This window comes from Acinetobacter sp. V115_6, from assembly GCF_031799025.1.
GTDB lineage: Bacteria > Pseudomonadota > Gammaproteobacteria > Pseudomonadales > Moraxellaceae > Acinetobacter > Acinetobacter pittii.
Map to the genome: position 1 here is coordinate 1,714,714 of NZ_JAVQNO010000021.1, position 25,670 is coordinate 1,740,383.

The 25,670-nt window shown below is 39.4% G+C and carries 25 protein-coding genes; 4 read left to right on the forward strand and 21 right to left on the reverse strand.

The annotated features are described in order from the left end of the window. Positions 1-12 precede the first annotated feature (12 nt). The 8 genes from RMA94_RS16500 to RMA94_RS16535 all read right to left on the reverse strand — a co-directional run bounded on the left by RMA94_RS16500 (position 13) and on the right by RMA94_RS16535 (position 9,734). Positions 13-1,164: a sterol desaturase family protein gene (locus RMA94_RS16500; RefSeq protein ID WP_311083781.1), complete on the reverse strand. Its 1,152-nt coding sequence runs from the start codon at positions 1,162-1,164 to the stop codon at positions 13-15. Positions 1,165-1,326: 162 nt separating this feature from the next. Beyond that, entirely contained in the window at positions 1,327-2,217 is an 891-nt protein-coding gene (locus RMA94_RS16505) for a LysR family transcriptional regulator (protein ID WP_311083782.1), read from the reverse strand. 89 nt (positions 2,218-2,306) lie between these two features. Then, entirely contained in the window at positions 2,307-3,662 is a 1,356-nt protein-coding gene (locus RMA94_RS16510; protein WP_311083783.1) for an MFS transporter, read from the reverse strand. A gap of 42 nt (positions 3,663-3,704) precedes the next feature. Further along, the gene (gene salA, locus RMA94_RS16515; RefSeq protein WP_311083784.1) at positions 3,705-4,985 is read right to left on the reverse strand and encodes a salicylate 1-monooxygenase; all 1,281 of its coding nucleotides are present in this window, start codon (positions 4,983-4,985) and stop codon (positions 3,705-3,707) included. A 177-nt stretch (positions 4,986-5,162) separates the two neighbouring features. After that, a complete protein-coding gene (locus tag RMA94_RS16520; RefSeq protein WP_311083785.1) occupies positions 5,163-6,536 on the reverse strand; it encodes a sorbosone dehydrogenase family protein in 1,374 nt (457 codons plus the stop codon). Positions 6,537-6,708: 172 nt separating this feature from the next. After that, positions 6,709-7,128 carry a PH domain-containing protein gene (locus RMA94_RS16525; protein WP_206216524.1) on the reverse strand — a complete coding sequence of 140 codons (420 nt, stop codon included), beginning with the start codon at positions 7,126-7,128 and terminating at the stop codon, positions 6,709-6,711. A gap of 69 nt (positions 7,129-7,197) precedes the next feature. Continuing rightward, a complete protein-coding gene (locus RMA94_RS16530; RefSeq protein WP_311084043.1) occupies positions 7,198-9,027 on the reverse strand; it encodes a DUF1302 domain-containing protein in 1,830 nt (609 codons plus the stop codon). Between the two features lie 101 nt (positions 9,028-9,128). Then, positions 9,129-9,734 (reverse strand): alpha/beta hydrolase, encoded by a 606-nt coding sequence (locus RMA94_RS16535; protein WP_130172390.1) that lies wholly within the window; start codon positions 9,732-9,734, stop codon positions 9,129-9,131. A 282-nt stretch (positions 9,735-10,016) separates the two neighbouring features. On the opposite strand from RMA94_RS16535, the gene RMA94_RS16540 reads away from it, so the two are divergent. Beyond that, on the forward strand, positions 10,017-11,027 hold the full coding sequence (locus tag RMA94_RS16540) for an AraC family transcriptional regulator (RefSeq protein ID WP_130172389.1): 1,011 nt from the start codon (positions 10,017-10,019) through the stop codon (positions 11,025-11,027). A gap of 92 nt (positions 11,028-11,119) precedes the next feature. Here the strand turns inward: RMA94_RS16540 and RMA94_RS16545 are convergent, their stop codons facing one another. The 8 genes from RMA94_RS16545 to RMA94_RS16580 all read right to left on the reverse strand — a co-directional run bounded on the left by RMA94_RS16545 (position 11,120) and on the right by RMA94_RS16580 (position 18,414). Continuing rightward, positions 11,120-12,130 carry a putative sulfate exporter family transporter gene (locus tag RMA94_RS16545; protein WP_311083786.1) on the reverse strand — a complete coding sequence of 337 codons (1,011 nt, stop codon included), beginning with the start codon at positions 12,128-12,130 and terminating at the stop codon, positions 11,120-11,122. Next, a complete protein-coding gene (locus tag RMA94_RS16550; RefSeq protein ID WP_282496247.1) occupies positions 12,123-12,431 on the reverse strand; it encodes a Rieske 2Fe-2S domain-containing protein in 309 nt (102 codons plus the stop codon). The genes RMA94_RS16545 and RMA94_RS16550 overlap by 8 nt, the downstream gene beginning before the upstream one ends. A 14-nt stretch (positions 12,432-12,445) precedes the next feature. Next, the gene (locus tag RMA94_RS16555; RefSeq protein WP_311083787.1) at positions 12,446-13,102 is read right to left on the reverse strand and encodes a DsbA family oxidoreductase; all 657 of its coding nucleotides are present in this window, start codon (positions 13,100-13,102) and stop codon (positions 12,446-12,448) included. Beyond that, on the reverse strand, positions 13,099-14,448 hold the full coding sequence (locus RMA94_RS16560; RefSeq protein ID WP_311083788.1) for an MFS transporter: 1,350 nt from the start codon (positions 14,446-14,448) through the stop codon (positions 13,099-13,101). Before RMA94_RS16560 ends, RMA94_RS16555 begins: the two co-directional genes overlap by 4 nt. A gap of 117 nt (positions 14,449-14,565) precedes the next feature. Continuing rightward, positions 14,566-15,618: a 3-keto-5-aminohexanoate cleavage protein gene (locus RMA94_RS16565; protein WP_004791385.1), complete on the reverse strand. Its 1,053-nt coding sequence runs from the start codon at positions 15,616-15,618 to the stop codon at positions 14,566-14,568. Positions 15,619-15,678: 60 nt separating this feature from the next. Continuing rightward, entirely contained in the window at positions 15,679-16,527 is an 849-nt protein-coding gene (locus tag RMA94_RS16570) for a TauD/TfdA family dioxygenase (RefSeq protein WP_311083789.1), read from the reverse strand. 11 nt (positions 16,528-16,538) lie between these two features. Continuing rightward, positions 16,539-17,525, reverse strand: coding sequence for a quinone oxidoreductase (locus RMA94_RS16575; protein ID WP_202732212.1), 987 nt, complete (start codon positions 17,523-17,525; stop codon positions 16,539-16,541). A 136-nt stretch (positions 17,526-17,661) separates the two neighbouring features. After that, complete coding sequence (locus tag RMA94_RS16580; RefSeq protein ID WP_262727860.1) at positions 17,662-18,414, reverse strand: aspartate/glutamate racemase family protein; 753 nt, start codon at positions 18,412-18,414, stop codon at positions 17,662-17,664. A gap of 280 nt (positions 18,415-18,694) precedes the next feature. On the opposite strand from RMA94_RS16580, the gene RMA94_RS16585 reads away from it, so the two are divergent. From RMA94_RS16585 to RMA94_RS16595, 3 genes are read left to right on the forward strand one after another with little or no spacing between them, the layout of a single operon-like run. Then, complete coding sequence (locus RMA94_RS16585; RefSeq protein WP_069140722.1) at positions 18,695-19,267, forward strand: nuclear transport factor 2 family protein; 573 nt, start codon at positions 18,695-18,697, stop codon at positions 19,265-19,267. Further along, the gene (locus tag RMA94_RS16590) at positions 19,234-19,728 is read left to right on the forward strand and encodes a chalcone isomerase family protein (protein WP_101663126.1); all 495 of its coding nucleotides are present in this window, start codon (positions 19,234-19,236) and stop codon (positions 19,726-19,728) included. Before RMA94_RS16585 ends, RMA94_RS16590 begins: the two co-directional genes overlap by 34 nt. A 17-nt stretch (positions 19,729-19,745) precedes the next feature. After that, positions 19,746-20,441, forward strand: a complete 696-nt coding sequence (locus tag RMA94_RS16595) for a response regulator transcription factor (RefSeq protein ID WP_086611365.1) — start codon at positions 19,746-19,748, stop codon at positions 20,439-20,441. Here the strand turns inward: RMA94_RS16595 and RMA94_RS16600 are convergent. The 5 genes from RMA94_RS16600 to RMA94_RS16620 are packed head-to-tail and all read right to left on the reverse strand — an operon-like array spanning position 20,438 to position 25,650. Beyond that, a complete protein-coding gene (locus RMA94_RS16600) occupies positions 20,438-21,766 on the reverse strand; it encodes a HAMP domain-containing sensor histidine kinase (RefSeq protein ID WP_208753321.1) in 1,329 nt (442 codons plus the stop codon). The genes RMA94_RS16595 and RMA94_RS16600 overlap by 4 nt on opposite strands. A 32-nt stretch (positions 21,767-21,798) precedes the next feature. Next, entirely contained in the window at positions 21,799-22,845 is a 1,047-nt protein-coding gene (locus RMA94_RS16605) for a cyclopropane-fatty-acyl-phospholipid synthase family protein (RefSeq protein WP_262727859.1), read from the reverse strand. Positions 22,846-22,853: 8 nt separating this feature from the next. Beyond that, entirely contained in the window at positions 22,854-23,633 is a 780-nt protein-coding gene (locus RMA94_RS16610) for a DUF1295 domain-containing protein (protein ID WP_262727857.1), read from the reverse strand. A gap of 29 nt (positions 23,634-23,662) precedes the next feature. Further along, positions 23,663-24,862, reverse strand: coding sequence for a cyclopropane-fatty-acyl-phospholipid synthase family protein (locus RMA94_RS16615; protein WP_311083790.1), 1,200 nt, complete (start codon positions 24,860-24,862; stop codon positions 23,663-23,665). After that, on the reverse strand, positions 24,859-25,650 hold the full coding sequence (locus tag RMA94_RS16620; protein ID WP_126645861.1) for a DUF1365 domain-containing protein: 792 nt from the start codon (positions 25,648-25,650) through the stop codon (positions 24,859-24,861). The genes RMA94_RS16615 and RMA94_RS16620 overlap by 4 nt, the downstream gene beginning before the upstream one ends. Between the last annotated feature and the right edge of the window lie 20 nt (positions 25,651-25,670).

Consider the following 25,670-nt stretch of genomic DNA (forward strand, 5'->3'; position numbering starts at 1 on the left):
AAAACTTAAGGTTTACTGATTACGCCAAGGTTTTAAAAACCGCTTTACATACTTTTTAAAAGGCCAAGTAAACTGTTTTACAAAACTATTTGGGATTTTATAGCCAACCGTTCCATATACACTTGCTAAGTGGCTTGGCATATAGACCGTTTTAAAAATAACATCATAGAGTGGGATAAAAGCAGCATAATTTTTATCAATCGCTGGTTTTTCTGAAGAATGATGCCAATGGTGGAATTCTGGTGTTGCAATAATCCAGCGTAAATATGGAAAGCGAAAACGTACATTGGAATGAATAAAAATAGCGTGAAACGAAATAAAAACTAAATAAGCAAAAACAGCTGAAGTATGAAAACCCAACAGGAAAATCGGTAAAGTCGCAATAAAGCGAGTCATTAATACTTCAATTACATGTAAACGAGAAGATGCTAACCAATCCATATATTCAGTCGAATGATGAATCGCATGAAAGCGCCATAAGAAATTAACTTCATGCATAGCACGGTGCAACCAATACACCGTAAAATCCACCACAATCAGTAGCTCAATAAATTGCAGCCAAATTGGTTGAGCTTGTACATAAGGCACAATCGGGTTATCAGGCAGGTGCGTAATCCAATATTGAATTGGCATAACCGTTAAAAAGCTGAATAGTTGAATCCCAACATGGCTGACCATGAAATACTTCATATCGGTCACCCAACCGACTCTTAATATTTTTTGTTCAGGATTTTTAGCAAAAAAACCTTCAAGCGGAATAAAAACAAACGCTAAAATGAACAAGGTCAGTACAAAATAATCGATACCTGCATAAAACGGTACACTTGGTAAAACAGGTGCTTCAATTACGCCGCAACCCAAAACTGCTGCCACAAGTGAAAAACATAGCCCGTAGAACCCATATCGGTTTTGACGAACAATCGCGCTAAATGCACCAAAGCCTGCACTAATCACAATGCCAGTGATCAGGCCATAATAGAAAAGATTATAGTGCTTTGCGTAAAGAGGACGAAGTTCTGGGGTGGTTAATACACTGGGAAATAAAAAACATAAAGCACCAAATAAGCAAAGCAAGCTGAGTGACATCGAAATAAAGGCGCTGATTTTCCCTAAACCTGCGTTAAGTTCTAAATTTTCAAATTTTGCTCTTAATTGATCGGTCATAATTCGTATCAACAGTTATTATTGTGTATGCCGCGAATGCTATCAAAATTTAATAATAAATTGGAAAGAACTTTAACTTCTCAGATCAGATCAGATCAGATCAGATCCATTAACCTAAAAATTGAATTTTAAATATAACTTTCAACACAGATATTAATGGTTTTATAAAACTTCAAATATTTGACCGACAGATTGAATCAGCCATTTTCTGGCAATAATATCATCACTACGATTAAACCAGTTCAAGCTCACTTTAAATGAGTCCATCGAGAAAGGTAATTCAAACATTTGGACATTACCATGAGCGAGATAATGTCGAGCTGCTCGTGACGGTAATGTCACCAACATATCTGAACTCTGCAAAACGCCTTGTAAAACACTAAAATGAGGAACTTCTAAACGGATGCGTCGCTTCAAATCCATTGTTTTTAAATATTGCTCAACTTGGATATGCCCTGTCGATGATTTAATGGCAACATGATCTTCTTGCAAATACTGTTCTAAAGTCAGTTGCTGTTGTAGCCTTGGATGGTCTGCTCTGGCAATACATACATATCTTTCTTCAAATAGAGTACGGGTTTCTATTTTCGGCATTATTGTCTGCGTACTATTAAAGACAGCCAGATCTAAAAAACCATCAATGAGCCACTGCTCAACCTTATCTGATCGAATCTCTTCAATTTCAATTTGAATATGTGGGGCTGCTTTTTGTAAAAAAGCCATAAGGCTAGGCAAAAGACAAATTTCCCCTACATCAGACAGTCCAATTCTGAACGTTTTATTCGAGTTTTCAGGATGAAATTCCTGTGCTTGAGCAATCGCCGATTCAATATTAAAAATCGCTTGATGAAAAATCGGATAAAGTTCATGTGCAACTTTTGTTGGTTCCACTCCTCCTCGACTTCGGGTAAATAACTCATCATTTAACTGACGGCGTAATCGGTTCAAATTATAAGTCACCGAAGGCTGGCTTAAATTTAATTTATCGGCAGCTTTACTAATATGACGAGACTCATAAATACAGACAAAAACTTTAATCAAACCTAAATCCATGGTTCTGATCCTTTAAATACTCTAAACAAAGACTTTAGCTTCTTTGTTTAGAGTTTAGTTTGTTTTATCGGGATAAAAATGCTTAACACTTATGGGGATATGCTTGAATTCAGCATGACCCGTTTGGTTCGACTGCAAATACTTATGGCAATAACACTTAAGGTTGCCAGCACGCAAGGAATGGCTAGAGCAATAAAATTATATTCAATTGGTAAATGCAAACTTAAAAGCCAGCCGCATAAAATCGGCCCCAGAATAGCGCCAATACGCCCCACACCTAAAGCCATACCAATGCCGGTACTTCGAATTGGGGAAGGATAAAACTGCGCCATATAAGCCAGTAATAAAATTTGCCCTCCAATAGAAGCCGCACCTGCAACAGCAATGCAGAGATATAAAATCACCATAGGTAACGCATAGCTTAATAAGTAAAGTGAAATTGCACCTGCTAAGAACAGTGAACAAATGACCTTGCCGAGATGAAAACGATCAGCAAAGAAACCACCTCCAATCGCACCAAGCATTCCACCTAAATTTAATGCCAGTAAAAACACCAAACTGGTTGATAGATCGTAGCCTGCTTCTACCATTAACTTTGGTATCCAATTACCTAGGGCATACACCATAAGTAAAGCCATAAAGACACTGAGCCAAAAAAAGATGGTGACTAGGGCACGATTTTCAGTAAACAAGGCAACCAAAGGACGAGCAGCAGCTTGTTGGTTTTCCTGATGTAAAACAATATTGGTCTGGACACTTATATTTTGTTCAGGAGCCAATTGTTGAAGTAAATGTCGTACCTCATCCCACTTCTTCTGACGAATTAGATAATCAATCGATTCGGGTAAATATTTCCAAATAATCGGTAATAGAACCAACGGAATACCTGCCAAAATAAACATAATTTGCCAACCAAAATTAGGCACCAACCACATGCCTAAAAGTGCCGAGCCCATACCCCCAATGGCGTAGCCACTAAACATCAGTGAAACTAAGGTAGATCTTAACTTTTTTGGGGCATATTCTGTCATTAGGGCAATAACGTTGGGCATTACACCGCCTAAACCTAAACCCGCAATGAAACGGTAAATTGCAAACGCTTTTGGACTATCGGCAAGACCGCATAACACAGTAAAACCACTGAAAATCATGATGCATAACATAATAAGGCGTTTACGACTAAAGCCATAAGATTCTAATTTGTCCGCTAAACTTCCAAACAGCATTGCACCAAACATCATGCCAAATAGTGCAACACTACCTAAAAGCCCAGCAGTCATACTATCTAACTGCCAGTGCTGCATGAGCTTAGGTAATGCAACACCGTAAATGACGAGATCATATCCATCAAAAATAATAATGAGTGCACTCAGCAAAATCACTCGCCAATGCAATGGCGTTAATCTTGCTTCATCAATGAGTTGATTTGCATTTAGTTTTTCCATAATTGCTTTCCTTAGCAAATTGTTTATAAAGCATCACATGATTTAAATAGTCGCCATTCCTAGCTGATGTAATTGTTGCTGTGCCTCTGTAACATCTTGCTCTAAATCGTGTTGCCACAACCAGTCAAAACGATGTTCAAGGTGCTCGCCAATTTCTGAAAAAGATGAGTACTGGATTGAATAACACTCATAAATTTCGCCAGACTCACGAGAGGTTTGTTGAACACGGCAAGCTCGTTTTAAACGGAGCTTTTCATAAATTGAAGACACATCGGTTAGCTGGTGGTCTACTTGTAAATTTTTTGTCGCCAGTAAGGCAGCAAGAACTACCGCATCTTCGAGACCTTGGCCTGCTCCGGCACCTTGATGAGGTAACATGGCATGTGCGGCATCACCCATAAGAATCACGTGACCCGAGGCACTTTGATAAGTCGATAGTTCTTCAATTTCATGTAAAGCCCAAATGGTGGGTTGCTCAATTAAACCCAGTAACTTTTGACAGCTCTCACTCCAGTCTGAAAAATCAGAAAGCATTTGAGCTTTATCGACAGGGCGTGTCCATGGTGTATCGGCTGGTAATACCGTATCTTCACGGTTTGAGCAAAAGGCAACAATATTGATTTGCTCACCCTTACGAATTGGGAACGTCAAAATATGCTTATCTTTACCCAATAACATTTGTGGAATATCAGCTAGGTCTGTATCACCTTGCATTTGCTGCAAGGCTTCTTTAAATGAAGCATGTGAAATGATGCCACGATATGCCCAAGTTCCTGAAAAGCGTGGATGAACAGGTGGTAAATGATGAGTAGCTAAAACATATTGGCGAGCAACAGAGCGAATACCATCAGCCCCAATCAAATAATCACATTCGTGCCGACTGCCATCATTGAAATGTAAAATGACTTGATCTTCTTGTTCTTCAATAGACTCAAGTCGTTTAGAAAAGTGGACATTTTGCGTAGGCATGTGAGGAATAATCGCATCTAGAAAGTCTGCACGATGAACAGAAGACTGCCCTACACCTGTCGCTACCGATGCAGATAAATATTCATCGGTATAACCATTACGCCATTGAAACCAAACATCTTGAAATGGTGCAGATACCTTATCTGCAATTGCGTGATATTCGTTGGCTAAACCTAATAATTCAATCGCTTTGACTGCATTTGCTCCAAAAGAAATCCCTGCCCCAATTTCAGAAAACTGAGGTGCAGATTCAAACATTTGGACATCTAAATGAGCATGTTTACTTAAATTACTTGCCAATGCCAGACCAGCAATACCGCCACCAACCACGGCAATTCGAATATGTGTATTCATGTGTTTTATCCTTAAACATCATTGTTGTTTTCACATATTCATTCTTGAGAAGTTGGCTTATAAAGTCCAATTAGTATTTTTTTCGTTCAATTATTTAAAAATTAAATAATAGCCAGTTGGACGAGCCTCTATAAAGCTTAAAGGCCGCCCATGCGAATAAATGATCGTTAATATACTTTATGGTGTGCCTGGCGGGGTTCCAATAGCATATTTCATTGGAGCATCATAATTCGTCTCTGCAACTGGCGAAACGCGCCAAATCGTATTGCCCACATCATCTGCAACTAACACGGCACCTGAGAAATCAATTGCTACACCTACAGGGCGTCCATACGCTTTACCTTTATCACTGAGGAATCCAGTCAAAATATCTTGCGGTGGACCTGAGGGTTGGCCACTTCTAAATGGTACAAAAATGACTTTATAACCACTGTGAGGTTTACGGTTCCAAGAACCATGCTGACCGATCAATGCCCCTCCTCTAAATTGTGGCATGAGTTCGGCTGCATAAAATGCAAGGCCTAAAGAAGCCGTATGGTTACCTAGCGCATAGTCGGGTTTAATTGCACGAGCAACCATTTCAGGATTTTGCGGTTTTACTCGCACATCTACATGTTGACCATAGTAGCTATAAGGCCAGCCATAAAAAGCTCCATCTTGAACTGACGTCATATAGTCGGGTACTAGGTCACTCCCAATTTCATCGCGCTCATTAACCACCGTCCAGAGTTTTCCACTTTGAGGTTGCCAAGCCATACCATTTGGATTACGCAGGCCGGTTGCAAATGGGCGTGACTGACCACTTGCAATATCAAACTCTGTAATTTGTGCTCGGCCTTTTTCTTGATCTAAACCATTTTCAGCAACGTTACTGTTAGAACCAACGGTAATGTACAACTTGGTACCAGCTGGGTTAGCAATCACATTTTTGGTCCAATGGTGATTTAAAGGGCCACCGGGTAAGTCCAACACTTTGGTTCCACTGGCCGTAATTTGAGTTTCACCTTCTTGATAAGGAAAACGCAACAGTGCATCTGTATTGGCGATATATAAGTTATTACCGACCAATGCCATACCAAATGGAGAATTTAAGTTTTGAAGAAATACTGTTTTCTGATCGGCAACTCCGTCTCCATTAGTGTCACGAAGTAAACTAATACGGTTTGCACTTGGATGAGATGATCCTGCACGTCTCATCACAAAAGACATAATTTTGCCTTTAATCCCTTTGCTGTCTTCTGGTTTAGGCGGGGCATCCGTTTCAGCAACCAATACATCACCATTTGGTAATACATAAAGCCAACGTGGGTGTTCAAGTCCTTTGGCAAATGCTTTGACCTTTAAACCTTCTGCTGGTTTTGGCATTACCCCACTCGGCCAGCCTTCTGCTGGAGCTATATTAACAGTTGGTAATAGGCTTGATTTAGGTTCAGGAAGTTTTGGGTCTGGCCCATAACTATCAGTAATTGGATATTGAGAGGATGAAGCACATCCTGCAACAAGAACTACAACTGTAGTGCCTAAAATTGGCATTAAAAAACGTGTAAGCATCTTTTATCTCCATTTCTTATTTTTTCGCAATAAGCACAGATTAATGCTTTAGAAGAGAGACTTATAGTTTATTTATTTAACCAAACTAAGGATTACCGTCTATATTTTCAAAATTTTAATACATAACTAGTGTTTTCTAGATATTTAAAAGACTCTATTTATCAACTACACATTAATACTTGGCGTTAGGATTATTGCGTAAAATATTTAAGAAACCCTCTTTATCTTTTGGCGAGATCATTACTGTAGCCACTCTGCCATCTTTCATATAATAAATTTTAAGCCGATCTAGCGATAATGCTGGAGAAGAAAGTGGATTATGGGTAGGTTCTATGCGAGTAATATCATTAATATTAATTTTCCATCGAAACACTAAACTCCTAATAATTAAGGTGTTGTTTTCTACTAGATAATAGGTATTAAAGATGGGAAGCCAAATAACCAAAATGACTAAACTGTAAATGACGAGGTGCGGAAAATTTGAAGCTAAAGAATAATGATAATTTGCTTCATAAATTTTCATAACGATATTGGCAGTGACAACAATAAATATGAGTAAAAGCCACCAATCAATTTTTGATCTAAATTTCAAAAGTTATCCTCCACGTCTAAATCTCTTTTATAACGATTATTTCTATATATTTTTTATAAAATAATTGAACTAAAAATTAGCTTTAAATGTTAATGATACAAAATCTCGATCATCTATCGTGCTAAATTCATTAGAACCAAAAAAGTTATTATAGGCAATTTCTGTTGTATATTTTTGCTGATAAGTCATAGATAAAGCCGCAGTTACACTCATTTGCCCTTCTTGAAAGTTTTGGCTATATCCATAAACATCATGTCTAAAACTAAGACTTGGCGTAATCACGGTAGAGGGTAAAATATCTTGGTAATTTAATGCGCCACGTAATCGGTAACCAAATGACCATTCATTAAAAAAACCGTTTTTATTACAAAAGTGTTCATTTAAATTGTCTATTTCTGCATTGGTAAGATGAGCTGTACCATACGGCGTACATTTAAACTCACCTGTTTCAGGATTATAAGCCCCTGTTGAAAGCTCACTACGACCAAATGCGCCTGTCCGGCCAATCCGATTATTACCAATATCTGCAATATGGTTTAAGGCAAACTCTGTAGACCATGTCAGCGAATTTGCACCCAAAATATTGAATATGCTGTCAGTTGCTCCAACCGAAAATTGTGTTACTGGTAAGCGTACATATCCTTGGATATATTGACCCAATCCAACAGTTTTTCCCGGCGGCGCAAATGGTGTTCCTTCCGAAAGCACTTGAGCATAGACAATGTCTGTGCCGTTTAGCTGCAAAGGTTGATTAGGTTTGTGGGTTAATTCACTAAAAATGGCTGTTGTTCCAACTTTCCCAGTCAGACTTAATCCAAACATTTTGATATTTTCAGGATAGATAGAAAAATAACTTGCGCTATTAAAATGTTCGGGTCCTGCTGCTGTTACAGCCGTTCCATCAAAGTTTGCATTACGGCTATGGTAGTTTGCATAGTAAATACCTAACTCAGCATTATTTAAACTGGCTAATGTCTGTTTTAAAGCAATACCATATTGGCCATTATCCTTTGCTTTTCTACTTTCTGCACGTGGAATATAGGTACGTAAACGAATTGCGGTATCTGATAATTTATCTCCACCTCCAGCAATCAGAACTGGACCTGCGTTTTCGGGGACAAAGTCTGAAATCTCAAAAAAAGTTCCGTTACCATCAACAACTGAAGGTCTAAATTTAAATTGATAGAACCCTTCTATTTTCAAATTTTTATTAATGCTTGTGTCGAATGAAAACATTTCGGTTGGAATAATTCTTTCTTTTGCATCACCACCCGGTCGATTGATTGCAGCAAAATCAAAGGCACTCACCGAATTTAAACCGTTTTGAAAAAACTGAGATTTCCCCCAATTTAAAGTCTGTTTGCCTAATTTTAAATTGATGCTTTTTCCATCGTCTAATTCAAAATCTTTCCATATATAGGCATTCCATAAATCGATACCTTTGAACTTTGCGAGCCTTGGCCACGCTGAATCATTAAAGGGTTTAAAATCTCCGAGCCCTGTCTCATAAGCATGGTCATACCAGTATTTCGTGCTAATGACCGCACCCTGCTGTTTTCCATTTAGCTTAACTTCGGTTAAGCCTCTAATAATCTGTGAAATGGCATCATATTTACTAAAATTCATACGCCCATCATCACCATTCACATCAATGCTAGCGCCTTGTTTGCCTATTTTGTTTGCGTCAGGCCGATAAAGTAATGAAACGGATGGATCTTGCGTACTCCAACTGGCTCCTAAGCTTAATGTCGTTTTTGTATCGACCTTCCAGTCTTTATCAATATCAAAACTGGCTGCATTTGCTTTAGACATGAATAAAATTAGGCTTAATGAGACACCTATTTTTTGAATATATAAAACGTGATTATTTCTTTGATTTAAATAGACGTAATGACCCATCATATTATCTCCTTATAAATATGATTTTTCTTATTTATTGCTTATTACTCAAAGCCATCCATTGGCTGTAAATGGTTTACATAAGCAGATCTTTTTTCTTACTAGGCAGGTTGTTCGACCTGATCTAACTGTTGAATAAATTGTTCAGCTAAAGGCCAATAGCCAAAGCCAGATGCAGGGTTTAAATGTCCCACTTCCCCTAAATTTACGAGTTGACTACCCCACTTTTCTGCCATTTCACTTACAGCTTCATAACGAGCTAAATGGTCATTGGTGCTTGCAACCAAAATGCTGGGAAAAGGTAGTTCTTGATCAGGTAAAGGACTCCATCCTTCTTGATGAAGTACGGTTGGGCTTGGATAATTTTCTGGCCAGCTTTCGTTTAAGTCAGGTGGAGCTACAAGTAAAGCACCCTGAATTGGTCTTTGATATTTTGCAGCCCAGTGTATTGTCATCAGCACGCCTGCGCTGTGTGCAATCAAAATGACAGGCCCTTGTATTTGTTCGAGTTGTGCCTGAATAGCAGCAACTCTATTTTCACAATTGAGTTTATTTATTTGCACAGGTGGTACAGAGCGAACCTTGGCTAGCTTTGTTTCTAAGATTGTTTGCCAATGCTCGGGAACATGATCGCGTAACCCCGGAATAATTAAAATTGTTGCTTTGGTTTGTATTTTTTCCATTTCAACGCCTGTGAATTTTGCCATCTAGAATGCATAAGAATTTTTATAAAACTCCACTCACAATAAAGGCTCATTTCAGTTAATGGTGTACATAAGACGTCACGGACTTTTCATTTGACGACACATCTTTTTAAAATTTCGTAAATTAATTTTTGTAATTACAAATGAATTAAAAGAATAGATTTTAAAATTGATTCGACATCACGATTAGGCTTTTAAATAAAAGCTTTTGTAATGTAGATATTTTAGTTATAACTAGATATGAGCTGTAAGGAATATGGCTGATTAAGAACAGGAGATAATAAAATGGTGCCTCTTGCGCATACCGCCTCTTTAAAAAATTATTTGGCAGTTGCTCAGCAATTAGATCTAAATCCCTACCATTTATTATCACGTGTTGGGCTTAGCCAAACTCAATTGAATGATCTTAAACAACGTATTCCTGTAGATAAAGCCATTACCTTGCTTGAAAACTCAGCTCAGATGAGTAATTGTGATGTTTTCGGTTTACATATGGCAGAGCAACGCGAAATCGCGGATTTTGGTGAACTGAGCTTATTATTAAGTTACCAATATACTTTGAGAGAAGCACTACAAACAATTGTTCGTTATAGGAATTTACTCAATAACTCACTTGAAATATATATAGAAGAAATTGACGATACAGTAGTTATTCGAGAGGAAGTTGTGACAACTACTTGCGGGTATAGCCGCCAAGCGACGGAACTTGCTTTAGGAATCACCCATCGTTTTTGTGCAGCACTCATGATGCAAAAATGGCGGCCGTTAAGTGTACACTTCACTCATAACCCGCCCAGTGATTTAACTTTGCATCGGCGAATTTTTGGCTGTGCGCTCGAGTTTGGTAGTGACTTTAATGGTATTGTTTGTACGGCGGCCGAACTTGATACAACAAACCCTCAAGCAAATCTGGCAATGGCCAACCATGCGCAGCGTTATTTAGATATTTTGCAAAATAGCAATGAATCGACCATGATTTTTGATATTCGTAAAAGTATTTATCTTCTTTTGCCAATGGGCCGCGCTACTATTGATCAAGTCGCTCAAACACATGGTATTCATGTACGAACTTTACAACGTCGATTAGAAGAAGCTCAGACGAGTTTTAGTGATTTAATGAATGAAGTACGCAAAGATCTCGTATTTCGTTATTTAAAAAATCTAAATTATTCACTTGCTCAAGTGTCTGATATTTTAGGTTACTCAATGCCGAGTTCTTTTACCCGTTGGTTCATTAGCCAATTTGGTATGTCACCGAATATGTGGCGTAGTCACAATAAAGCCCTGCTCAATTAATTTCTCTTTATGTGAAGCCAAATGAAGTCATTTAAAATATAAGGAAGCTGGAGAACCACTCCACAGCTTCCTTAAAAATCTAATTTTTAAAATTAAAACCACAAGCGCATAAGCCCAAGAACCAATATCACTAAAAAGATGCTTTCACCAATCATTAAAAGAATCGGTTTAATGCCGACCGATGCTAATTCTTTTAACTGAGTTTTCATTCCTAAAGCACTAATTGCAATGACTAAAAACCAGCGTGATAAATCATTGATCCCATTTTGAACCATTGCTGGTATCCATCCTGTACTGTTAATACAAGCGAGTAGTAGAAAGCCAACGGCAAACCAAGGCAGCAATGGTGGCCGCTCTCCTGTTGAATCTGCTCCTTGCATACGGGTAATCATGGCTGCACAAACGATTACTGGAAGCAGCATTGCCACACGCATGAGCTTAACTACAGTCGCCGTATCGCCTGTTTGAGTAGACATGCTATAACCAGCGCCGACCACTTGCGCCACATCGTGAATCGTAGCACCAAGAAACACACCAGCCGCTTGTGGCGATAACTCTAGCCACTTCGCAATCATCGGGTAGACAATCATTGCAAATGTTGAAAGTGCCGACACGCCAATCACGGTAAACAAAGTCGCTTTTTCTTTTTGCGGATGATTTGGAAAAGCAGCGGATAGTGCCAGTGCGGCTGAGGCACCGCAGATTGCCGTTGATCCACCAGTCAACATGCCAAATAGTTTTTGGAAACCTAAAATCTTAGCAGCAATGACAGAAACGGCGATTGTGACAATAACCAGAGTAACGACTAACGCAACAGGCTGCCAACCTAGTGCAGTAATTTGCCCCAAAGTTATACGCATTCCGAGTAAGGCAATACCCATCCGAAGCACACTACGTGCGGTAAACTCGATACCTACCTTGCATTTACTTTCAGCTGCTAAAAAATTCACGCTCATGCCGAGCAGTAGTGCAAATAGCATGACTGGCGCACCATAGTGCTCTGATAAAAAACAGGCAGCCGCAGCAACGACCGAACTGACCACAAAGCCTGGTGCTAATTCTCTTGTACGCTGGGAAAAATTTTTCAAAACTAAACTACTCATGATTTTCCCCACAACCCATCACAATAAATACCTTGTCCTCGGCCACTTCTACGGGATAAGTTGCAACTTTAAGATGAGCAGAATTAACCAAACAGCCATTTGTTAAATCAAAGCGTAGACCATGCGCACAGCACTGAATCACTCGTCCTTCTAGACGTCCACTAAACAGTGATGCCCCCTGATGAGGACAGCTGTCATCGATTGCATAAAATTGAGTCGCAACGTTAAATAGTGCGAGAGTTTTATCTCCAACTTTTAAAAAAGCCCGCTCACCTGAATTCGGTATTTTCTCAAAAGGCACTTCAAATCGGTTGGTCATATCAACTCTCCTTGCCCCAAAAGTGCTTCATGCATCGCTTGATAAAGTGCATCTGCTGACTGTGCGCCCACCAAGGCTGAAGCCCGATCAAAAATAAAGTAAGGCACACCATTACCTCCTGTACTTGCAGAGATAAAATCTTGATGATCTTGAATAAGTAAATCTTTGATAAGCTCCGGTGAGAAGCCACAACGTTTCGCGATTTTGTATAAAGTAGTGGTATTTCCGATGTCTAACCCATCATAAAAATATGCAGCAAAGAGTTGTTCTAACAACGCATTGCACTGCTCAGTAGTACCTATCTTTAAAGCTTTATCAAATAAGCGATGAGCTTTGGCCGTATTTGGCATCCGTTTAATTTGTTCAAAATCGATCTTGAGCCCAACTTTATTTGCAGCGTTATTGACCTGCTCTTGTCTCATACGAACTGCTGTCAAGCTACCTAACCGTTTCAAATAAAACGTTTGAAAAGGTACCCCTTCAATTGCCAAGTCGGGTATGAGCTGAACACCTCGCCAGTGCACAACAACTTTGACTTCGGGGTGAAGCTGATAAAATCTATTTATAGCGATCAGTAGCTGACGTTTTCCGATCAAACACCAAGGACAAATAAAGTCAAAAAATACATCAATATGTAATTGCCGAATCATCATTTGTTATTCATCCCGCATTTTTGTATTTGATTACCTGAATGATTTTTAAGCTCAGTTATTCCTTGCTGCTCAAAGCGTGCGATATCTTTGTGATAATGGCGTTTGGCATAAAAAAATACGGCTGCTGCTGCAATACTGACCAATGGCATGAGTTGAAATGCACTATGTAAACCAATCACATCAGATACTTTGCCAACGACTAAAGGACCAAGTGCTAAACCAAGAAAATTGTTAGCTAAGGTGAGTGTTGCAAATGCAGAGCCATGAACTGAGTTATGTGTGAGATTGGCCACCATGGCACTAGATGGCCCATTGGTTCCTAGGGCAATAAACATTCCTAGGCAGATGAGAAGTAACTGGTTACGTCCCGCAGGTACAGCAAAAGCAATTAATAAAAGAACACAACCGAGCAAGCAGTATGTAATCGCTAAACTGACCTTACGATCTGGACAATTACGGCCCAAATAATCACACAACATGCCGCATAGAATTGTGCCTACTGCACTACATAGCAAAATGACCGCTGCTATCACACCTGCCTTGTCTGTACTCATGCCGTAATAGCGATTGAGATAACTCGGCATCCAGACAATTACTGTGCCACCAACGAATAATTGCAGACCACTACCAATGTAAGTGGCAATGACTGAACGACTTGAATATAAAGTTTTTAAAGGGCTTTTAATGTGCTGAGTTTTACTACGAATTTTATTTTGAGGTGCTGCGTTTATTCTGTTTTCTTTCACTAAAATTGGATATAGAAAAGCCAAAATAAGACCAAATAAAGCAATACCACCAAAAGCCCAACGCCAACCGAAATGCTGTGCGAGTACACCACCTAAAGCCACACCCAAAAATGAGCCAAATACGCCACCCGCCATAAAAGCACTGGCGAGTGTTGCACGCATTTCTCGTGGAAAAACAGCCACAACCACTGCGATTCCAACGCTGCCATAAGCAGCTTCACCCACACCAACCATAAAACGAGCAATAAACATTTGCTCATAATTTTCAGCCAGTGCACATCCTAAAGTCGCCAAACTCCATAAAGCCGCCATAATGGCCAAGCTTTTAACTCTTCCAAAACGGTCTGCCATTAGAGACAACGGCAGAGTCAATAAACCCACCATTAAAGCGACAATGCCACTGAGCAAACCTAACTGACTGTCACTGAGCAACCACTCATTTTTAAGCAAAGGAAAGACTGCGTTTAAGACTTGTCGAGACATGTAATCTGAAATGAGCAAACCAAATGTCAAAGCAAAAACAAGCCATGCATAACGACGAGGTATACTGATTGACGTATCAACATCGCTCATCTGATCTGAATACTGATGTGCATTCATACGACCTCCTTGTATTTTTTATAATTTCTATTTAGCTAGTGCAGCAGCGCACTTTTAAAAACAAGGCGAATAAGCTGCACTACATTTGAGGTCTAAATTCCGTTAGACCCTGTCACATTAGTTACGCTGCGGCACGCCCTTTTGCCCTGCTTTACGATTGGGTGCCATACCATTTGCGATTAGGGTTTCTTCAATACTGTTGTATTGCACCCCAATACGATAAATTTCACGGGCTTCTTTTCCTGAGGCAATTTCACGGCCTAGTTCATGGGCAATCCGAACGGTTTGCTTAATTTGCTCTACAGATGAAAAACGGCGTCCGTGATGATCAATGATCGTGTCTTCATTACCCACACGGGCATGTAAACCCATTGCCATCGACATCGTATTAAAAGGCAATACATTTTTGAGCAAAGATTCCGATGTCAAAGTACATCCATCAGGTACGCGATGAATAAAATTAAAGAAATTAAATGGGTTTGGACCATCAAAACCACCGCCAATTCCAATCCAAGTTAAGTTTAACGGCCCCATGTACAACCCTTTACGCACCATACGTTCTAGCGTCTCAAGCCCATGCATACCTGTTAACTGAAAGTGCGGTTGAATATTGTTTTTACATAAGCGCTTAATATGTTCGGTAACCCATGCAGGCCCTGCAGGCACAGTCATCTCTGCATATGCTGCCTGAGTCGCTGGATGTGCCAATGAAGTCCCTTCTAAATATTCAGGATAGAGCAATTCCATAATATTCATTTGTGTGGTGTTAATTGCCACCGTGACCTGATCGGGCTTTGGAGTGAGTTCTGCCAACATATGTCGGGTATCATCACTTAACCATAGGGCTGCCTCACCTTCACTTTCTGGTGCAAATGAAATCGAACCACCCACCTGAATAATCATGTCAGGCACAGCTTCACGAACCCCTGCAATGAGCTCATTAAATTTTGACAAGCGTTTAGAGCCTTTGCCATCAAGCTCACGGACATGTAAATGCAGCACTGTCGCGCCCGCTTCATAGCACTCAACCGCTTTTTGAATTTGCTCATCCATGGTCACTGGAATATCTTCGGGAAAGTCTTCTGGCATCCATTCGGGTCCATACGGCGCAACCGTGATCACCACTTTTTCCATATTTTCCGGGTGCAATGAGTCGTCAAAGAATTGCATGTGCATCTCCTCATATATTTTTTAGAATTTTCAATTAGATAAAATTATTAACCTATAGATTTAATAGGTTGCGTCACCAATAATGCCGGCCCGCTCCATTTTTCGGTGGCAAGGTGGGTAATCCATGACTGCATAATGTTGTGTGCTGCGGTTATCCCAGATGGCAATGCTGTTAGGCTTCCAACGCCAACGCACTTGAAACTCAGGAATATAGGCTTGAGAAATTAAGTAACGCAGTAGTTCAGCTGCGCCCGGATTGGCATCTTGTCCAAATCTGACTCGGTCTTTGGTGTGATAGTTACTGAAGTGAGTTGTGAACGCGTTGACGTATAAAATTTTCTCTCCCGTTTCAGGATGAGTACGTACCACAGGATGCTCAGCATCGGGGAACTTTGCTTTTAAGTCCAAGCGTTTTTCAAGTGGCATAGCAGCACCAAAACTCGCTTCTATGCTGTGGTAGGCACGTAAGTCAGCAATCTTATCCTTAATATCATTGGGTAATGACTCATAGGCCATCACCATATTGGTCCACATGGTGTCACCACCTACAGGTGGGCATTCAACACAATGCAACACACATCCCATCGGTGGAACCTTGCGCCAGCTTGCATCACTGTGCCAAGCATTTTCATAACGATCGACGGGACTTTCCGGATGTTTATAAATCTGCACCAAACCCGGATGATCAGGATGGCTTCCTACCGCAGGATGATCTTCTAACTGTCCAAATTTTTCTGCAAATGCAACATGATCCTGACGGGTTAAGTGCTGATCTCGTAAAAACAACACGCGATGTTTAAGTAGTTGGGTGCGAATTTCAGCAAATAATCCATCATCATAAATCGCATCAGCGAGTTTGACGTCACTGAGCTCTGCACCAATATTGCAAGTTAACTGTTCAATTTGCATAAGAAATCCCTTCAAATTACAAAGATTGATGAACCTATTGTTTTACGTGCTTCCAAATCACGATGAGCTTGTACGGCATCCTTTAGCTCATAACGCTGATTAATTTCAATTTTGATTCGTCCATGTCGAACATGATCAAATAATTCATTTGCCAGTTCTTTCTTCTCGGCAGGATCTGCAATGTAATCTGCCAAAGCTGGACGTGTGACAAACAATGATCCTTTCACGGCGAGTAATACCGGATCAAAAGCAGGAATTGGACCAGACGCTGTTCCTACGCAAACTAACAAACCACGGCGTTTGAGCGAGTCTAATGAACTCATAAAAGTGGCTTGGCCGACACTATCGAAAACGACATTTACACCCACGCCACCTGTTAACTCACGTACACGCTCAGCAACATTTTCATGGCTGTAGTTAATGACATGATCACAACCATGAGCTCGCGCTACGGCAGCTTTTTCTTCTGAAGATGTGGTACCAATAACAGTCAAGCCAAGTAATTTAGCCCATTGAGAAACGATCAGCCCAACACCACCTGCGGCTGCATGTAATAAAATTGAATCGCCCGCTTTAAAGTCATAAATACGGCGCATTAAATAAGCAGCGGTCAACCCTCGCATGGTCATGGCTGCCGCTGTTTCACAAGAAATTTCTTCGGGTAATTTAATTAAAGCATTTGCTGGAATTAGACGGTGGGTACTATATGCACCTAAGGTATTTAAAAAACCTGTATAAGTAACTCGATCACCTACTTTAAGCTGAGTCACTCCTTCGCCTAAAGCTTCAACGACACCTGAAGCTTCGACGCCCATGCCATTAGGCATTGGAATTTGATAGGTTCCATTACGAAAATATGTATCGGCATAATTTAAACCGACTGCCACATGACGTAGGCGTACTTCCCCTGCTTTTGGATCTCCTACTTCTACATCTTCATAGCGCAATACTTCTGGCGTTCCTGTTCCATAGAAACGTATAGCTTTCGTCAACGTCATGTCCTATTCCATATTTTGGTTTTTTATTGAGTGCCTATAAAAGCAATAACCAAAATTACAACAGTTAGGATATGGGCCACTTTACATTTGACGACACAAGCTTAACGTTTAATGACAAAGGATATTCCAAATATTGCTAAAGAATACTCCCAATAGTTACAGCAGATATATTTAAATTGGTGCTATGAGAATTCTTATTTTCATTCAAGCTAAAACTCACTGCTTCTTTTGCATGAATGGCTGTAGTATCAAATAAAGGAACCGAAAATTTAAGCTCACCAATTAACATACAAATTTCGGTACAACCTAAGATAATTCCTTGGGCACCTTCAGCAATAAGCCTCTCTACAATAGCAATATACTTTTGCTGAGAATCTGGGTTGATCACACCTAAACAAAGTTCTTCATAAATAATGCGATGAACTGTCTTTCGGTCGGCTTCATTTGGAATAACAACATCAATTCCATAATCCCACAATCGGGATTTATAGAAATCTTGCTCCATTGTAAAAGCTGTTCCTAACAGTGCAACTTTACCAATGTTTTGACTCAAAATTTCTTTTGCCGTTGCATCAGCAATGTGTAAGAAAGGAACGGTAATTGAATCTTCAATCTGTGCAGCAACTTTATGCATGGTGTTAGTGCACACCAAAATACAATTTGCCCCTGCTTTTTCTAAATTTTGTGCTTGCTCAGCTAAATATGTGCCAGCCTCTTGCCATAAACCTTTCGCTTGCAAGGCTGCTATTTCTTCAAAATCAACACTATTAATAATGACCTTAGCTGAGTGCAATTTTCCTAATTTACGATGAACCATTTTATTGATTTGTTGATAATAAAGCGCTGTAGATTCCCAACTCATTCCGCCTAATAAGCCGATTGTTTTCATTATTGAATCCTTCTATTTATGCAAAACTTATCTATATCTCTTATGGGTAAAGCGCAGCTAGAATAAAATTGCTTTCTTAAATTTTTTCTTGCTTATCTTATTTATTAATCTTAAACGCTGTGAAGTCGATAGAAATTTTTAAGTTGATTAGACCTAGTTTATTAAATTTCCAAAACAGAAAACGCTCTCCATTAAACCCAAATCATAAAACATAAGAATTCACGCAAAATTCACGACCAGCTCTTTAATTTGATCTTATAAAGTTGGCTTGGATATCGACATGAAAATTATAACTACAGCCCTAGGGCTGATTACTTTGGTAGGTTTAACGGCGTGTAAAAGTGTGCCTAGTTACTCAGGTGACTATGGCAAAGCTGAACAAAAAATTACTGGTATAGAATTAGATGATCAACAGGCGCTAGATATCGGCAATCGTTTTGTCGCTGCATTTAATACGCTCGGCACCCCTTCTTTTGTAAATAATGCCAGCAATCTTTACGCTGATCAGCTCTATATCAACGATACACTCTCACAGTTCTCTCAAAAGAAAGATCTCATTAAGCATTTTGAAGGCATGAATGCCCGAGTGAGTAATGTCACTGTAAAACTCATTAGTGCAACTCATCACCAAGATACAGCCTATATCCATTGGTACATGTCCTATGACTTTAAAATGCTAGGTCGTTCAAAAACCATGGCTTCTTATGGAATTAGTCAGATTAAGATTAATGAACAACAAAAAATTATTTTCCAGCAAGATTATTGGGATCCAGCGAATGGCCTCTACCGTTCTTTACCAATATTTGGAGGAGTATATAAATGGATATTGCCGTTCAAAAAAGTCGAATCTTGATATTTCTAGGAATCTTAATCGTATCTCAGGCGAATGCGGCTGAACTAAAAAAATGCAGTTCAGCGCCTTTAATGGTGACGAGCAAGAAGGTTGGAAATGTCAGTTATTTTGCTGAAGATTGCCAAAAAAATTGGCAAAGCCAAAGCATCAAAATGGACTTTAGCTATAACCGCGATATTCCCGAGTGGGCATTTAAACGCGCAGCAACCCACTTTTTGAAGAAAAATGTTAGCGGCTTTGATGCAAAATCTCAGCTTAATCATATTAATGAACTATATAGACCAATTAAGAGTGGAGATCTTTATAGTCTCTACTATCAACATGAAAATCAAAAACTAGAACTGAAATTAAACCAGAAGCTACTCGGCTCTTTGAACAATCCGAATGCAAATCAATATTTTAAAATCTGGTTTGGTAGTGAACCGTTTAATGCTAAATTAAAACAACAATTATTAAATTAATGGCTTAATAAAATCTCATGGGTAATCACTTTATCCTCATGGTTGAGGACCATTTTGAACTTGCAGCAACGGTCTGCGAATTTCTTGAAGTGCATGGTTATGTTGTCGATCATGCACGTAATTTAGATGCTGCACGGACTTTTCTCAAATCTCAGCATTATCATCTTTTGTTGCTAGATATAAATTTGCCCGATGGCTCGGGTTATGACCTATGCAACTGGCTACGCACTGAACAAGGCGTTGATATTCCTGTTCTTATGCTCACAGCAAGAGATACTTTAGATGACAAACTTAAAGGTTTTACTGCTGGCACAGATGATTATTTGGTAAAACCTTTTGATTTTAATGAACTAGTGATGCGGATTCGTGCATTAATAAAAAGAGCAGCTGGCGAAGTCACTCACCATAAAATTCAAATTCACGACTTAATTCTTGATAGCGCAACTCAAACCGTGGTTCGTGCTGGAAATAATATCGAGTTACCCCCTATTCAATTCAAACTATTAAAAATTTTGATGCGCCATTCTCCAAAAGTGGTGACCAAGCAAGAACTGATGATGGAATTATGGGGTGATGAAGAGCCTGAAAGTGATGCGTTACGCAGTCACATTTATAACTTAAGAAAAATGGTTGATAAACCTTTTGACCCAAAGCTATTACATACAGTGGCAGGTGTCGGTTTAAAAATTGCTTTGGAAGATTCCGCGACTTAACTTAAATAGACCACAACAATTAAGCCTGTGGTTGGCTCCAAATCGAGTTCAGGATGAGTGGTTAAATAATATTGTCGATCAAACAGCTCCACTCTCCATCCTAATTGCTTGCAAAGCTTTTGTACCAATTGCAAACCAATGCCATGACCTTTAGCCTTTAAGGAAAGTTGTGAATCGCTGAGCTCTTGCACTTTCACATCGTTGGGTAAAGAAATTCCAATTCCATTATCAGCAATAATCAGGCTGTTTTTTTGTTGAATGATATCGATTTGTGAGCCTTGAGAATAGTTCAGCGCATTACGTAAAATATTACCTAAAACCATTTGAGTCATCGAAGGATATAACCAACGTGGCTGCTCAGAAACGTCAGGTTGAATATTAATCTGTATCCCTTTAGCTACACTCACCGCTTCTAAACTTTCAACAAGATCTTTTACCGTTTTGGATAATAAATTTTTCTCAGACGGCAAGCTTTTTACCGTATTCCGGGCAATCGCCAGTAAGGTATCGACGAGCAACTGCATATCTTCAATTGTGTTATGAAGACGAACTAAAGATTTATCGTCTCCGTATTTCGCCTGACACAGTTGTACATTACCTTTCAAAATGGTGAGTGGAGTGCGTAACTCATGGCTCACATCTCCAGTAAATTCTCTTTCACGTCGAATAAAATCACTTAAAACTTGATGATATTTTTCTAAAGCTTGTTTGAGATATTCGGCTTCCATGTTGCCATTGGTATTAATATCTCTAAAAGGAGATGCCTGAGTATCTTGATGTGCCCAATCAATATTTTCTAAAGCGTTCGCTAAGCGCGTAATTGGGGAAAAATAGCGTCGTGCTCTTCGGTTTGACCACCATAAAAAGCTATATAAAACAGATAAGCTGAACATGAGGGGAGCAAGACCAAATAACCAGATCAGCTTATTAACATTGCTTTCGCCAAATACCAACAGAACATGCTGACCATTACGCTCACCATAGACGGTCATTCGTTCTTTACCATCAACGAATACTCGGTGCACGCCACTCTCTAAATGCATGCCCCGAAAAGGTTGAGGCGCGACTTGTGTATTCCACCGATATCCATATAAATTTTTAGTATCTGGTAAATCAGCATTTGGATTACGTTCTATGCGTAACCAGTAATGCTCCATTTCCTGTTCTAAAGCGGTTTTAAGTAAAGAGCCCTTAATCACCCAAGCACTACAAGCCAACCCGACCACGATCGATAATGCAATCAGACCAATCTGCAACCAGTAATATCGATTGAACATTTGGGCTAATGGATGACTCGCTTTGCCATCATGTCGATTTTTTATCATATCTTTATCGCCGGGATAGGCTATAGAAATTACTATGATCGCTTTTTAAATAAAAAGTGACCAATGACCCATTCTTGACCTTGTTCAAAACCAAATAACTCAGCACAAGCCATGAAGAAAATACGCCAGCGTTGCCACCAAATATTGGCATCTTTTCCATAGATTTTTTTAAACAGTGGCTTTAGTTCGACTTCTTGATTATCCATGTTATCAAGCCAAGCATTTGCCGTTCTCATATAATGCTCACCCGACCACTGCCACTGTTGAGCCAACTCTAAATGCTCTTGAAAATGCAAAAAAGTCGAAGTCGAAGGCATTAAACCGCCAGTAAAGAAATACTTGGACATCCAATCATAATCTGATTTCACTTCAAAAGGATAATGTAAAAAGCGATGGCAAAAAATATGACACCAAAGTAAGCCATCTGCCTTTAACCAGCCCTGAATTTTTTCAAAAAGACGTTGGTAATTACGTACGTGTTCAAACATTTCAACCGATACGACACGATCAAACTTGTCTTGGTCTAATTCAAGTACATTCACATCACAGGTGAGCACTTCAACATTAGTTAGGCCCCTCAACTCTGCTTGCCGAAGAATATGCTTTTTCTGAGTTGCAGAATTTGAAACAGCCATAATCTGTGAGCGTGGATAGTTTTCTGCCATCCACAAAGTTAAAGAACCCCAGCCACAGCCTAACTCTAAAATCTGTTGACCGTTTTTAAGTTGTGCTCTTTCACAATAAAGCTGAAGAGCTAACTCTTCTGCCTGATCTAAAGTTGTCGTTTTAGTTGGGAAATAGCACGCACTATATTTGAGTCTTTTTCCAAGCACCGCCTCAAAAAACTCAGTCGGCAATTCATAGTGCTGCTCGTTTGCCTTATCCGTTTCAACCGCGATTTCGCTCTTCTTCAGCATATTAAGCACATCCATGTAGCGCTGTGCTCCTTGTTCAGGGTCATAACGGCCTTCTTGGATTAAGCGCTTTTTACTTAAAGCACGAATTGCAGCTCGAATTGCATGATCTGGAATCACACCACTTTCAACAATTTTCAAAGACTGATGAACAATAAAATCCATATGCGCACCTATTTTTTGGGTTTTCGCGGAATAAACATTGACGTTTTTTGTTGATAATCAAGATAATTTTGACCGCGACTTTTAATTGCTTGTTTTTCACTAAATGGAATACCCGTGACGTAATATAAAAATAGCCATATCAGTAACGGATAAATCCACAATACGTATTGGCCTGCCGCTAAACCAATAATTGGATAGGCAAACCAGTGTAACCATTCAAAAAAATAATTGGGGTGACGTGAATAACGCCATAAACCCTGATCCATCGTTTTGCCATGATGATCTGGATTTAATTTAAATCGGTATAACTGCTGATCAGCGAGCTGCTCTCCAATGAAAGCAATTGCCATGATGACAGCAGCAATTACTAAAGCGACTTTATATCCACTACTCCATTCAGTTGCCTCTACATTGAGGAGCATCCACATCGGCAAAAAGAACAAAAGCACTAAAAGTGTTTGAAAGATAAAAAAGAATAAAAAGCCAATATGCTGAAACTTACCCATCGCTTTACGCATGCTCGCGTAACGTCCATCTTCTTTTTGTTCAGTTTGATAACGTCTTAACAGGTGCCAAAATAATCTTAAAAACCATAAGCCACTAAAAATACCGATAAAAAGACGCACTTCAACTGGGGCAACTGAAATGAGTAAAGAAGACACGATAATGTTTACTGCCAGACAGAAACTCCATGCAGCATCTACAATTCCAGCTCTGCCATTTAGAGTGGCAAGTAGCCAGCTCAGCAACATGATCATTAAATCTAGAATCAGTAAATTCCAAAACATGAGCAGTCTCCTTACTTGAGCTGTTTGAGCTAGTAACTGGTACTTTCAAACAACAAGTGAACATTGCTTATCACGCCTTCTTTAAAACCACCTTCGCAATAACATAAATAAAAATCCCACATGCGAATGAAGTTTTCATCAAAACCTAGAGCCAATACTTGTTCCCGCGCTGCTAAAAACCGCGCTCGCCAGTGATGAAGTGTGTGCGCATAACTTAAACCAATATCATTTAAATACTTTAACCTTAAACCACTCTCAGAGGCGGTTTGAGTCAGTACACTTATGCTAGGAATAAAGCTACCTGGGAAAATATAGCGCTTAATATAATCAACTGTATTTAATGCTTTTTTATATCGGAAATCTTCAATGGTAATGGCTTGAATAAATGCCAAACCTTTCGGTTTTAAGAGTGCTTTACATTGATCAAAGTATGTCGATAAATATTGCGCACCAACCGCCTCAACCATCTCAATTGAAACCAGCTTATCGAACTTACCTTCGAGCAAACGGTAGTCTTTAAGTTGCACATCAATTCGATGTGCCAAGCCAGCTTCATTTACACGAGTAACGGCTTCATCATATTGAGCTTGTGAAATGGTAATGGTGGTTACTCTACAGCCATAATGTTGAGCTGCATAAATGGCAAAACCACCCCACCCACTTCCAATTTCAACCAAATGATCTAGCGGTTTTAAATCCAACTTTTTACAAATGATCTCCTTTTTTAAATCAGATGCTTCTTCGAGGGTCATGCTTTCATTTTCAAAAACTGCGCTCGAATACATTAAAGACGGATCTAAAAATAATTTAAAAAAGTCGTTGCTTAAATCGTAGTGCTCGGCAATATTTTTACGGCTACCACTTATAGAGTTCTTTCGATTTTGATACCACGCTTTAAGAAAAAACTGGCTCGCTTGAGCAATAACATTCTGGTTGATTTGGTCCAATACAGCTCGATTACGTGCCAAGATCTGAATCAACTCGACAAGGTGCTCACTGCTCCAGTCACCACGGATGTAGCCTTCTGCTGCTCCCAAAACACCATTTTTTAAAATGAGATCCATCAATAAAGGATTGTGAACTTCAATCACAGCATGTAAGTCTGAAACTTCACCGACCGTCCCATTCCACGCGCCCTGAAAAGTGATCTGTCCATGACGTAGTTTGAGAAGACTCTTGAGCAGTAACGGTAGTGAGTCATCTTCACCATAAAGAAATGTTTTTATCATGTCTTATCTACCTTGATCTTTTTAGGATGACGATAAAATGGAACTTTTTTTCGCCATAACTTAAATGCCTCTAAATATATTGAAAACAACATTTTAAAAGGTGCTAGGCTGTTTATAAGAGCATATCGATATTGCTGTGAAGGAAATGTGATGGGCACAAGCTCAAAACGCATAGTGGCATCAAAGACTTGTTTTTGCTCTTCAAAAAGCTGCATGTGAATGACATTCTGCTGATCTGAAAAACTAAATCGCCAACGGTAAGTCAACTGCATGGGCATGAACGGCGAAACATGAAATGATTTTTCAAAGTTAAAATCGAAACTTTGATAGTCACCTACCTGACCTTGTTGTTTTATACAGTCGTGTGTATAGACTTTTCGTTCATTCCACGGAGTATTGGTGATTTCACTAAGAATAAAGAGCGGTTTTCCGACTTTATTTAAAACAAAATAAAATACGACCGAATTAAACCGAAAACCTAAACAACGAGGCAAAGCCAAGACTCGAATTTGCCAGTCTGGCCGAAGATGTAAGTGATTATTTTGCAGTATCGCTTTCTCTACTCTGTCTCTTATAGAACCGTGATACATGTTTAAAAAATCATTTTTAGATAGCTTTAATACATTCCAATGATCCGTCGACCAAAGTGAACAATCTTTTGTGATATCAACTAATTGATCTGGATCGAACCATAAATAATTTAAAGTCGATGTAAACTCATGCGGTTTTGGGCTATAACGCCGATGACGAATAAGCGCAGGAGCGATAGCAAGTTTATTTAATAACATTTGAAAGCTCCTTATTTATT